This window comes from Rhodococcus sp. BP-332 (genome assembly GCF_019836065.1).
Lineage (GTDB): Bacteria > Actinomycetota > Actinomycetes > Mycobacteriales > Mycobacteriaceae > Rhodococcoides.
Genome location: NZ_JABUEC010000003.1, coordinates 456,540 through 468,970, shown reverse-complemented (window position 1 = coordinate 468,970; position 12,431 = coordinate 456,540). Strand labels below are relative to the sequence as shown.

The 12,431-nt window shown below is 70.3% G+C and carries 10 protein-coding genes; 2 read left to right on the top strand and 8 right to left on the bottom strand.

From position 1 onward, the window contains the following. Window positions 1-56: 56 nt before the first annotated feature. The 7 genes from rpsI to eccCa form a co-directional block, all read right to left on the bottom strand. Window positions 57-542: a 30S ribosomal protein S9 gene (rpsI, locus tag HQ314_RS13435; protein WP_371831715.1), complete on the bottom strand. Its 486-nt coding sequence runs from the start codon at window positions 540-542 to the stop codon at window positions 57-59. Window positions 543-592: 50 nt separating this feature from the next. Continuing rightward, window positions 593-1,036 (bottom strand): 50S ribosomal protein L13, encoded by a 444-nt coding sequence (gene rplM / locus HQ314_RS13430; protein ID WP_027503810.1) that lies wholly within the window; start codon window positions 1,034-1,036, stop codon window positions 593-595. Window positions 1,037-1,208: 172 nt separating this feature from the next. After that, complete coding sequence (locus tag HQ314_RS13425; protein ID WP_222650302.1) at window positions 1,209-1,607, bottom strand: TraR/DksA C4-type zinc finger protein; 399 nt, start codon at window positions 1,605-1,607, stop codon at window positions 1,209-1,211. A gap of 102 nt (window positions 1,608-1,709) precedes the next feature. Then, window positions 1,710-1,988, bottom strand: a complete 279-nt coding sequence (locus HQ314_RS13420) for a WXG100 family type VII secretion target (RefSeq protein ID WP_027503812.1) — start codon at window positions 1,986-1,988, stop codon at window positions 1,710-1,712. A 51-nt stretch (window positions 1,989-2,039) separates the two neighbouring features. Beyond that, window positions 2,040-2,342: a WXG100 family type VII secretion target gene (locus HQ314_RS13415; RefSeq protein ID WP_162246747.1), complete on the bottom strand. Its 303-nt coding sequence runs from the start codon at window positions 2,340-2,342 to the stop codon at window positions 2,040-2,042. Between the two features lie 114 nt (window positions 2,343-2,456). Next, window positions 2,457-3,893 (bottom strand): type VII secretion-associated protein, encoded by a 1,437-nt coding sequence (locus HQ314_RS21760; protein WP_222650301.1) that lies wholly within the window; start codon window positions 3,891-3,893, stop codon window positions 2,457-2,459. Next, entirely contained in the window at window positions 3,890-7,804 is a 3,915-nt protein-coding gene (eccCa, locus tag HQ314_RS13405; RefSeq protein WP_222650509.1) for a type VII secretion protein EccCa, read from the bottom strand. Before eccCa ends, HQ314_RS21760 begins: the two co-directional genes overlap by 4 nt. Window positions 7,805-8,117: 313 nt before the next feature. Between eccCa and eccD the strand changes: the two genes are divergently transcribed. Together eccD and mycP are read left to right on the top strand one after the other, a co-directional pair. Next, window positions 8,118-9,596, top strand: a complete 1,479-nt coding sequence (gene eccD, locus HQ314_RS13400; protein ID WP_222650300.1) for a type VII secretion integral membrane protein EccD — start codon at window positions 8,118-8,120, stop codon at window positions 9,594-9,596. A gap of 44 nt (window positions 9,597-9,640) precedes the next feature. Continuing rightward, window positions 9,641-10,960: a type VII secretion-associated serine protease mycosin gene (gene mycP / locus HQ314_RS13395; protein WP_222650299.1), complete on the top strand. Its 1,320-nt coding sequence runs from the start codon at window positions 9,641-9,643 to the stop codon at window positions 10,958-10,960. Here mycP and eccB read toward each other — a convergent pair. Then, the gene (gene eccB / locus HQ314_RS13390; protein WP_222627348.1) at window positions 10,945-12,333 is read right to left on the bottom strand and encodes a type VII secretion protein EccB; all 1,389 of its coding nucleotides are present in this window, start codon (window positions 12,331-12,333) and stop codon (window positions 10,945-10,947) included. The two genes, mycP and eccB, sit on opposite strands and share 16 nt — an antisense overlap. Window positions 12,334-12,431: the final 98 nt, after the last annotated feature.

Below are 12,431 nucleotides of genomic sequence, written 5' to 3'. Positions count from 1 at the left end.
CGCCCGCGGCGGTCCGAGGACCAGCCGGAGCGCCCGCTTCTCCAGAAGTGCTGAGATCAGCGCTTCGAGTACTGCGATGCCTTACGAGCCTTCTTCAGGCCGTACTTCTTGCGCTCCACGGCACGCGGGTCACGCGTGAGGAAGCCGGCCTTCTTGAGGGCGGGGCGATCGTCCGGGGTGACCTCGATGAGGGCACGGGCGATGGCAAGACGCAGGGCGCCTGCCTGGCCGGACGGGCCGCCACCGTGCAGGAGGGCGACGATGTCGAAGCCGTCCGCACGCTCGACGGTGACGAACGGGGACTTGATGAGCTGCTGGTGCACCTTGTTGGGGAAGTAGTCCTCGAGGGTGCGGCCGTTGAGCTTGAAGTCGCCCGAGCCGGGGGTCATGCGCACGCGCACGACGGCTTCCTTACGACGACCGACCGTGGTGACGGGGCGATCGATGTAGATGGCGGGACGAGCGGCGGCCTCGATGTCGGCGACGACCTCGGGCTCCTCGACGGAGACGAACTCGTCGGCGATCTCGACGGAGTCACCGATGGGGACGGTCTCTTCGGCCGTCTCGGTCACGACGTTCTCTTCGGGAGCGGTCACTGGGACACCTGCTTGATCTCGTACGGGACGGGCTGCTGAGCCGTGTGGGGGTGATCGGGACCTGCGTAGACCTTGAGCTTGCCGGCGATCTGGTTGCCGAGCTTGGTCTTGGGGATCATGCCCTTGATGGCCTTCTCCACGACGCGGTCGGGGTTCTTGTCCAGAACCTCACCGATGCTGCGCGCACGGAGACCGCCCGGGAAGCCCGAGTGGTGGTAGTGGAACTTGTCGGTCCGCTTGTTGCCGCTGATCGCGACCTTCTCAGCGTTGATGACGATGACGAAGTCTCCGCCGTCGAGGTTGGGGGAATACGTGGGCTTGTGCTTGCCGCGCAGCAGAGTTGCTGCCTGGACTGCGAGGCGGCCGAGAACGACGTCGGTGGCGTCGATCACGTGCCAGGTCCGGGTGACATCCCCGGCCTTTTGGCTGTACGTGGACACAGAACTTCCTTGTCTCATCGCTGATGGTGCTGGCCAGGCGCGTGGTCGATCGTCTCGGCGGCCAGTGGAGACCCGAGGGACCGGTATCGGTCGTGCATGACGACTCGATGTACCGAACGCCAACGGTGTACCTTACCGGCCCACGTACTGGCAGGTCAAAACCCCTCGACCGTCATCGCCGACGAGAGGTGCACTCGATGCAGCGGCGAGCAGTCGGCAGCGCCTCGAGGCGGGGGTCGGAGATCGCCCCGCCGCACACCTCGCACTGTCCGTAGGTGCCGCGCTCGATCCGCATCTCCGCGTCGTCGAGTTCGCGCAGTTCCTCCCGCGCCTCTCTCGACATCGATGCGATGGCGGCGCGCTCGAACGCGATGGTCGACCCCTCGGGATCGTGCTCGTCGTCGTCCGTGGTCCACCGGGACCCTTCGACGATGGCCTGGTGCTGTCGTGCGAGCGACACGATGCGGGCCTCGGTGAGCGCACGTTCCGCCGCGACCCGGCTGCGGGCGATCGCCCGAGCCGCGTGGTCGCGGTCGCTCGGGTCGGTGACGGGCTGATCCGGCTGTGTCATGACGACGTCCAGTATCCGCCCCGCGCCGACCGGAGTCGTACGGACCGTCGGAGATGGGCAACCGGACACCCCCCACGCCCCGGTTGCCCACCTCGTCCGTGATCAGGCGAACATTCCCCGGTTCGCCGCCTCGCGTGCCTGCATGTCGGCGTTGCCCTGACCGACGGCACTGCCGACCGCCTCGAGAACCTGATTGAGCTCCAGGGCCGCCGAGTCCCACTGGCGCTGCTTGTCCTGGTACGACTCCGACGCCGTGCCTTCCCATTCCGCCACCAGCGGCGAGATGATCTGGCGCAGTTCGTCGAGCTTGCTGTTGAGAGTGGCCTGCTTCGCGTCGATCTGAGCAGTGACCTGGTCGATGGCACCGAACACGTATCTCATGGTGAACGTCCTTCCTGACGTGAGTGATGGGCAGATCGGATGATCGGCGGGTCAGAGGTTGAGCGAACCGCCCGCGGCGGTGACGGTGCGCGTGTTGTCGTCGTCGGCAGCGCCGTAGGCGGTCCCGCTCGACTTGATGGCGTCCCCGATCGAACCCAGCGCGAGTTGCAACTTGTTCGCGCTGCCGTCCCAGCTGGTCATGACGTTCTGGAACGCGATCGCCGCCGCGCCTTCCCAACTCCCTCCGACGGCCTGGACGTCGCCACGCAGCTGGTCCAGCAGCGCCTTGATCTCGAGCGTCAGCTGGTCCACCTTCCCTGCGGTGACGTGCATCGTCTCGACGGTGGTCTTCATCTGCGACATGGTCTCTCGATCCCCCCTCGGTGTGGTCCGGGCCGGTACCCGGAACTTCCCCTGCACCTCCTTCGACGCGACGACTCGGCGAACGGTTCCGTCTCCGCCACCGCGTCACCCGACGACGAGGGACGCGAGGACCGCGGTGCAGACCTCCGCCATCACAGGGTTCGCGGCCTCGGTGCTCTGACAGCCGAGACTCGTCTGCTCCCCCGGTGACACGATCACCGTCCACGCCACCGTCGAGCCGTCGGACGCCTTCTCGGTGTAGACGAGCGCGGGACGATCGGATACGTCCGACCGTCGATCGAGCCCGCCGAGTCGATCGGGTGCGGCGTCGACCGCGGCCGACAGGGTGGCCTGCACGTCGGGTAGTCCGACGCCCACACCGAGTTCGCGGACCACCAGCACCAGTCGCATGCCGGCGGGTGCGTCGGGACGGATCTCGACCCGCTCCGTACCCGGCTCGACATGCCACCCCACCGGCACGATCAGGTGTGTTCCGGCGATCGAGAAGTCGGTACCGGCGGGGGCGCTCGTCGTCGTCGCGGCGGCCGGCTCGGTGGTGGGCGCGGTGGGTCGAGTGGGCCCGGCCGGGACCATGGACGGTTCTGCGGCTCGTGGTCGCTCCGTCGCAGGCGCGGGCGACTGTCCGCTGGTCAGTGCCGCGACGCCGATGCTGACGCACACCACCGCGGTCGCCACCGCTGCCACCAGGACCGGCCGTCGGGTCGTGCGCCGACGGTCCACGGCCGCCGCGGCGGCTCGTTCGGCCAGCCACGCGCCCGTCCTACCGGGCGTGAGCTCGGCCGGTACGGACGATGTGACGGGCGGAACCGGGAGGGGGCTCGCGCCCGCGCTCGGGACCACGGCTGCCGCCATCTCCTCGTCGTCCACCGTCACCACCGTCAGATCGCTCATCTCGTCGAGTACGGCTCGCGGCAAGGTGTCACTCGCGCCGTGCACGACGAGTCGGCAGGCCGGCGCGGCAGCGAGAACTCCGTCCACCGCGGCACGAGTGCGCGACACCGTCAGCTCGTCGTCCCCTCCGATCGCGGGGTCGGTCAGAACACAGTCCACGACGTCGCTGCTGATGGCCGTACTCACCACGGTCGAGACCGTGGTGCGGTGCGGTGTGCGGTCGAGAACCACTGTTCGGCAGCGTGATCCACCGCACGGGCAGGGCCGGGCCGACTGCGCCGCGTCCCGCGCGACGAGCGCCGACGACACGAGGAGGACGTCACGCGCGAGGGGTCGCGCGGCCGCGGTGAGGACGCTGCAGCGCACGACTCCCCAGTGCGGTGGGTGCACCAGCACCAGGTCGTGGTCCCCACCGTGCACCCCCGCATCGCGCAGAGCGTCGGTGAACATCTCGGACACCATCGTCGACACCTCGACCTCGCGTCCGTCGGCGAGAGTGACGACGCGGTCGTCGATGTGGCCGAGGACGTCCACGGACGCGGAACCGTCTGCGGGAGTTCTCGACAGCACCCCGAACCGTGAACACCACACCGCGTCCACGGTCGTGACGAGCCCGACGGGCGACGTCACCGCTCGTCCGGCGCGGTCTCGCACAGCGCGGTCTGCACCAGTGTCGCCGTTCCGCGCCCGACCAGCACACCGCGTCCGGGTGGGAGTTCGGACGGACGGACGGAGCCGAGCAGGACGCCCTCCTCTCGGCTCCCGCTCATGACCAGTCCCGGTGATGCCAGGTCCTTGAGCCTCGCGAGGACCGGTTCGTACAGTGCCCGAGCGGATCCGCCGCACCGACGTGCGACGACGAGATGCAGACCGACGTCCCGCGCCTGCGACAGCAGTTCCAGCAACTCGGTCAGCGGGTTTCCGTGCGGCGTGACGACGAGGTCGTAGTCGTCGACGACCACGACGATCTCGGGACCGGTCCACCAGGATCTCGCAGCGAGTTCGCGACGAGTGGTGTCCGGTCCCGGACGGCGGGCACGCAGGTAGGTCGCGAGTTCGGCGACCATCGTCGTGGCCTGCTCGGCCGTGGACGCGTGACCGGCGAGCCGATCGGACGGGATGTCGCCCAGCAGGGTTCGTCGGTAGTCGACGGCGAGGATTCTCAGCGACGTGGCGTCGTTGGCCTGCGCGAGCGAACGGGAGATCGATCGCAGCAGACTGGTCTTCCCGCAGCCCGAGTCGCCGAGGACGAGAAGGTGCGGATGCTCGGCCAGATCCAGAACGACCGGCGCGAGATCGTTCTCGTCGACACCCACCGGCACGGTGGCGACGAATGTCCCCGAGGCGGACGGTGGCCACCACGCCGACACGGACGACAGAAGGTCGTCGCGCTCGAGTCGACGCGGCAACAGTCGCACCGGGGGCGTCGGTGCGTCACCCCGCCACCGGTGGACCGACTCGGCGATCGCTCGGTCGGTCCCGTGTCCGAGATCGTCCGTGTCGGCGATGCCGTCGACACGCGGGAGCGCGACGAGCAGATGCAACCCGTCCGGGGTGATGCCTCGACCGGGCCGACGCGTCGGGACGTGCATCGCCCGTGCTCGGCCGATGTCCGAGTCCGACGGATCACCCATGCGCAGTTCGACTCTCGTGGTGACGGCATCCTTCACCGCGGGACGGAGCTCGGCCCACCGACTCGCGGCGAGGACGACGTGCACCCCGTAGGAGAGTCCGCTCGACACCAGCTGGTGCAGGGACGGTTCGAGGGCCTCGAACTCGGCTCGGATCGTGCTCCACCCGTCGACGACCAGAACGATGTCCGGCACCGGCGGTGCACTGTCTCCACCCGACTCTCGCCTGCGCCGCGCGTCGGCCATCGACCGGATCTCGCCGGTGCGGAACAACTCCTCGCGGCGTCGAACGGTTCCGACCACGTCGGCGACGATGCGTCGCACGGCGTCCGCCTCCGAGCGGACCGCGACGGATCCGACGTGAGGAAGGCCTACCAGCCGTCCGACGGATCCACCGCCGAAGTCCAGGACGTGGAACTGCACGTGGTGCGGGGAGTACCGCAGAGCCAGATCGAGGACGAGCGTGCAGAGCGCGGTGGACTTGCCGGACTGCGGTCCCCCGACGATCGCCACGTGCCCGGACGCACCGGTGAGGTCGAGTTCGAGTGCATCGCGTCGCTGGTCGTACGGCCGGTCGACCAGTGCGACCACGGCGCGCAGTGACCCCGCCGCGTCGGGCCGGTCACCGCCGAGCGCCGTGTCCGGTGACACCGAGTCGAGTGTGACGGGCCGGTCCAACGGCGGTAGCCACACCCGGTGTGCGGGACGCCCGTGACCGCGCACTCGCGCGACGACGGCGGAGAGGACGGTGCCGCCGTCCGACGACTCGGACGGAGACGGCGGTTCGCCCGCCGGTTCGAGGGCGGTCTCGTCGAGCAGCGGCACCGGCGCCGCCGTGAAGAGACGGGGCCCGGTCGAGCCTGCGCCGACCGAGAGCGCTGCGGGCTCGTCGCTCCGCAGACGGGGACCCGAGACGTACATCGCGGTGAAGCGCACCAGCTCGCTGGAGTCCGTTCTGAGGAACCCCACTCCCGGACCCCCGGTCACGTGATGCGCGTCGGCGACACCCAGAACCGATCGAGATTCGGAGGCCGAGAACGTCTTCAGACCGATGCGGTAGGAGAGATGACTGTCGAGTCCGCGCAGCCGACCCTCGTCGAGCCGCTGGCTCGCCAGCAACAGATGGATGTGCAGCGAGCGCCCGAGTCGCCCGATCGCGACGAAGAGCTCGGCGAACTCCGGGAACCGGGTCAGCAGTTCGGAGAACTCGTCGACGACGACGAAGAGCGCCGGTAGAGGCGCGAGTGCGGCACCACCCTCGCGCGCACGGGTGTAATCGGAGACGTTCGCGTAATTGCCGGCGGCCCTGAGCAGTTCCTGCCGTCGAGTCATCTCGCCCGCGAGCGCGTCGCGCATCCGCTCGACCATCTGCGCTTCCTCGGACAGATTGGTGATGACGGCCGCGACGTGAGGCGCCGATTCCAGTCCGAGAAACGTGGCCCCACCCTTGAAGTCGACGAGGACGAGATTCAGGACGTCGGGCGGGTGCGTCGCGACGAGTCCGAGCACCAGCGTCCGCAACAGTTCCGACTTTCCCGATCCCGTGGCGCCGATACAGAGTCCGTGCGGTCCCATACCCCCCTCGGCGGCCTCCTTCAGGTCGAGCTCGACGACGCGACCGTCGTCGTCGAGTCCGAACGGGACGCGCAGTCGCGACCGCCCGGAACGGGAGGACCAGGCGACGCCGGGGTCGAGACTGTCGGGAGACGTCATGCCGGGCAGGTGTTCCCATGCTCGGACGCGCGGGCCACCCTCCGCCCGCACGACGGTGTCGCCCGTCCGGAATCGAGCGAGTCCCCGCGCCACCACGGCGGCGGTGACCACGTCCACACCGTCCGCGGTACCGAACATCTCGACTCCGGCCGCGCTCCGTGCGCCGAGCGCAGGCCTGTCCGCGCCGTCGCCGACGACCAGGACGAGTGTGCGATCCGCGGTGCCGTCCCGGCCCGCACCGGACACGGTCAGGACCGTCACGTCCCCGCCCCTCGTCACGGTCTCCCATGTCTCGGCATCCTCGACACCGTCCTCGGCACCGCGATCCACGACCACGATGCGATGGGGCCGCGCACCGGTCGACGAGTCTGCCGCCGGGACGGCGAGGTCCCGCGCTGCCTCCGCCGGCGATCCGAAGGTCAGCCGCCGTCGCCCGCCACCGTCCGACGCGGTCTCGTCCCCGTGGTGCGGCAACCACTTCGTCCAGTCCCACGTCGCCGCGATGCAGTCGTCCACGACGACCACCACACTGATGTCGTCCGGACTGTGGAAAGTGCACGCCTGCAACACCATCGAGCGCACGAGCGCTCTCGCCGCCTCGACGGGGCCGTCGACACCGATCACGGAGAACGCGCGCAACGAGACCGCGGTGGGAAGGTCCGACACGATGGCATGGGTCCGGACGAACGAGCGCAGGAGGGCGGCCGACACCGGCTCGAGACCCTCGGGCGGACCCGTGTCGGGTGTGACGAGGCGAGTGGCGAGTCGTTGGTCGCCCACGCCCACCCGCAGATGGACGAAGTCGTCGTCTGTCGACCGCCTCTCCCACATGCGTGAGGTTCCGGCGAACGAGGACAGCGTCGACGGATCAGGATGGGAGAAGGCCAGTGCCTCGTGCTGCGCCGACGCCGTCGACCGGACCCGCTCGCGCATCGCACCGAGGTACGTCAGATAGTCCTTGCGCGATTCGTCGAGTTCGGCCGTCCGTGGCCCGCCTCCGCGGCCCCCACCGGCGAACATCCCCAGCATGGACACCACCATCATGGCCGGGAACAGCAGCGTCATCGGGTTGGCGGCCGCGCCCGACGTGATCATGAGGGCAACCATGCCGACCATCGCGACCACCATGACCAGAGGCAGCATCTTCAGGAGCGGGTTCCCCGGGACCACCCGCGGAATCTCCGGTGGCGGCTCCATCTCGACGGTGCCGCCCGGCACCCGCGGCGCGTCCTCGCGCGGCGGTCGACCATGGACCACCCGCGTGTCCACCGCCGTCGCGTACTCGCCCTCACGTCCGACCACCACGTCCACCCCCCAGTGGCTCGCCGCCCCGTTCGGCGAGTCGGGTCAGACCGTAGCGCCGGACGCCGACGACCGGGAGGGAAGACGACGAGGGTTGTGGACGAACCCTCGTGCCTGTGCATATCGCGAGGCGATGTCACCGAACTGACCTATAGTGCTCGCACGACCCGCGGTGCGACCGCGGGAAGAGAGTTCGGGGGGACTTTCGATGACCATCGCGCCGACCGCTGCGCCGCTGTCCACGACGCGCGAATCCGCGGTACGCCGGATCGAGCCGGCCGTGCTGCGCATCACCGTGATCACGGGGGACGTCGAGGTGGACGTCTCGGTTCCCGGCGGAGTCGCCGTCGCCGCGACGGTGCCCGCTCTGACGGCGCTGATCGACGAGCGCGCGGACTCGGATCGTTCGCCGGGCCCACGGTCGCTCTCGACGATGGTGGGAGTGCCGCTCGACGCGCGTCTCTCGTTGCTGGACAACGGTGTTCGGGACGGCGACGTGCTGGTTCTCCACCGCGGACGAGAGTCCTCACCGCCGGTCTTCGACGATCTGACGGAGGCGGTGGCCGTTCTCTGCAACGGCCACTCGTGGACCCGGTCCGACTCGGTCGTCGCAGCCACCGTCGTGTCGACGGCGGCACTGGCGACCGCGGGATGGACCGCGACGAGAACGAGCGGAGTCCCTGCGGCAGCGAGTCTCGCCGTCCTCGCGCTGCTCACCGTCGTGGCCGCGTGTGTGTGCACTGCGGCGCGCGTCCCCTCGGCCCTGAGCTTCGGTCTCAGGTCGACCGGGTGTCTCCTCGCGTTCGCCGCGGGCACGATGCTCGTTCCCGGCCAGGATGCCGCGGCCGACGCAGTGCTCGGATTCGCGCTGAGCGCGGCGGCGTCCGTCGTCACCTCGATGATCGCCGGCCGCGAGGGACGCGCCACGTTCACCGCGGTGTCGACGGTGAGCCTCGTGGGCGCCGTCGCCGCTGCTGTCGAGGCGCTGAGCGACGTGCCCACCGTGACGATCGCGGCGGTCACCGCCGGCGTGTGCACCCTGGCGCTCACCCGCGCCCCGCGACTGTCGGCCGCACGAGCCGGAATACGCCTTCCCCCGGTACCTCTCGCCGATGCCGGCGCTCGTCTCGACCACCCGGGACACGAGGGACCGCCGACGCGGCCGTCGGAAGCCGCCCTCGTCGCCGCACACGAGTCCGCTCTCGCCGACGTCGACGTCGTCGCGGAACGAGCTCGCACAGCTCAGCAGTACCTCACCGGCTACACGACGGGGTTGTCCCTGCTCGCCTCGGCGGGGGCGATCGTCGTGGCCACGCACGACATCGCCGCGACCGTCGATCCCGGCAGACTCGCTGCCGCTGCCGCGATCGCCTCCGTCCTGTGCTGCCGGGGCCGCGTGGGTGTCGATCGTCTGCGCTGCGCCGTCGCTGTCACCGCGGGTGTCGCGGCCGTCCTCGTCGTCCTCGCAATCGGTGCGTCCACTCGCGCCGACCTGTGGCCGTGGTGGACCGGGGCTGCGGTGGCGGTCGGCGTCCTCGCGATCCTGATCGGTGTCGTCGCGCCGGGTCGGCGATTCTCCCCCGTCGCGCGCCGGGCGGCCGAACTGGCCGAACTCGCCGTCGTGGTCTCGATCGTTCCTCTCGTCTGTCTCGTCGTCGGGGCCTACTCGGCAGCGCGCGGCCTGTGACGACTCAGCGACGACCAGGGGTGACCGCATGTCTCGTCGCAGCAATGGTCGTTCTGGCCATGCCCACGGCGGGTACGGCAACCGCAGACACACCGTTGATCGATCCCGGACTGCTCCCCGAGCCGGCTGCCGCGGCCCCGTCCGAACCGACCGAGCAGCGCACCCGGTGCGCGGCCGCCTCCGAGGCGCCCGTGACGTCGGTGGTACCCGCGGCTCAGAGGACGCTCCGGTTCTCGGACGTGTGGAGCCTCACCCGAGGCGCCGGTCAGATCATCGCCGTCATCGACACCGGGGTCGCACCACATCCGCTCCTCCCGACTCTGCGCGCCGGCGGCGACTACGTCTCGACGGGCGACGGGCTCGAGGACTGCGATGCACACGGCACCGTCGTCGCCGGACTCATCGCTGCTCGGCCGGTCGCGGGATCCGGCTTCGCCGGCGGAGCGCCGGACGCCACGATCCTCTCCATTCGTCAGTCCAGTGCAGCCTTCGCCGCGACGTCCTCCGAGCGGGAGGCCGACGAGAACGGTTCCACCTCCGCGGGGTACGGCGACGTCGAGTCGATGGCTGCGGCGATCCGCACCGCTGTCGACGCGGGCGCGGACGTCGTCAACATCTCGGAGGTCGCCTGTGCGAGCGCTGGATCGTCGATGGGCGACGGCGCACTGGGAGCCGCCGTGCGGTACGCCGCGGTGGACAGGGATGCCGTGATCGTCACAGCTGCGGGGAATCTGGACGGCCGTCGGTGCCGGACGCAGAACGACCTCATCCGCGGCATCGACGGACGAGACACGGCGTTGCCGGTGACTCTCGCGTCACCGGCGTGGTTCGACGAGTACGTCCTCACCGTGGGGTCGCTGGACCCGGACGGGCAGCCGTCGTCGTTCAGCTTGAACGGGCCGTGGGTCGACGTCGCGGCTCCGGGTACCGAGGTCACGTCCCTCGGTGCCACGGGTACCGGTCTGGCCGACGGCACCCTCGACGACGAGGGGCGCCGAACAGCCTTCACGGGAACGAGTTTCGCCACACCGTTCGTCTCCGCGACGGCCGCCCTGGTGCGGGCGCGTCATCCGGAGCTGTCCGCGGCAGATGTCATCGACCGCATCGTGACGACGGCGCACTCACCGGCAGGTGACTGGGACTCGGCTGTCGGCCACGGCAGTCTGGATCCGGTGGCGGCGGTGACGGGCAGCGCGGTCGCACGGGGTGACGACGCGTCCGTGCGACTGCCCCCGCGCACGACACCGCCGGTCACCGACCGTCGCGACGCACTACTCGCCCTGGCGTCCTCCGTCGGGATCCTGCTGCTCGTGTCCGGCGCACTGGCGGTACGCGCGGTGGTCCGGCGTCAGGACCCGTCGTGACCCACACGGGCCGCATCGACGGTCAGCGCCGGACCGGGCGGCAGCAGTCCCACGACGGGCCACGGCGCCGGTGCCGGATCGCCGAGTCCGAGTGCCTCCGCGTCCTGCGTGAACGGGACGCCGAAGCGGGTTCCCGTGTCGGCGACGTAGAAGGCGGAATCGCGGCGCGGGTCGTCGGCGGCCTGCCCGGTGGTGGCGACGTACAGCCCGGACCCCGGTGCCACGAAGAAGGTGTCCAGCCCATCCCCTGCACCGTCCGCCCCGGCCAGCGCCACGGCGCGCGAGTCGGCAGTCGCACCGATCGTCATCCTCGTCTGCGCCCCGCGCCCCGTCGACTCGTCCGGCCCGACCCACTCCACGCAGGTGGCGTCGCCGCCCGTCACGATGATCGGTGGTCGCTCCGGAAACGTGTCGACCGCCAGAGGTGCAGCGGTTCTCGGAGCCCGGGCGATCACATCGGGCGGGACGGCGTCGACACCCACCCGACCGGCCGAATCGGAGAAGCGCAGCAACTGCGCGGTGGCCGCTCCGATCGCCTGCACGCCGTCCTGCAGAACGACGTAGTGCTCGCTGCGATCCCCGAGATCGACTGTCACCACGGATCCGACGGGCCGACCCCCGATCGGGTACGGGGCAGCAGCGCCCGACCCGATCACCGTGGGGGTCACGATCTCCGGCGCTTCGGGCACCGCGTCGAAGAGCCCCGCCGACACCGGAGTGGGTACCGCGTCCTCCAGGCCGAGGGCTCGGGTCACGGCGGTGTTCTGCAGGTCCACCCGCGCGCGCACCTGTCCGTGCACCAGGTAGTCGACGCCGTCCCGACGCCACACCAGCGCGTCGTCGGGGTCGAGTGCGCGACGCGGTGCGACGGACTGCGTCCCCACCGGTTCGACGGTCACATCGGTCGTGCCGTTGTCCGACTCCTCGCACACGGACCAGACCATCGCACCGGTCGTGACCGGAAGCGCCTGCGGCGCACCGCCGATACCGATCGCGGCGCCTCGGGCGCGTCGAGCGATCTCGTCCGGACCGACCGCGGTGGGCTCGTCCGGCCGACCGGCGAACAACCGGGCGGACGCCAGATCGGACGCGGGGTGGAGCGTGTCGTCCTCGACGACGTACAGAGCGCCACTCTCGTCGTCCAGCACGATCACGGCATCACCGATACGTGCGGCCGGTCGGACGAAGGCGAGTGCGGCGCAACCTGCGAGGATCAGGACCGCCACGACGACGCCGACCGCGGAGGCCCGCGCCGTCGATCGCAGCGGTTCGTGCCGCATCGACGTGTCGCCCAGGACCAGTGCGTGATCGAGCCGTCTCACAGAGAACCGATGCGCACCGATCTGCCATCGCGTGGTCGGTGTTCCTGCCATCGATATCCCCTGCCCTCGGTGCCGCGGCGACGCGGCCCGGCCCCCCGCCGGACACGCCGGACCCGATGGAGGGGTCCCGCGTGAGGGCACAGTACATC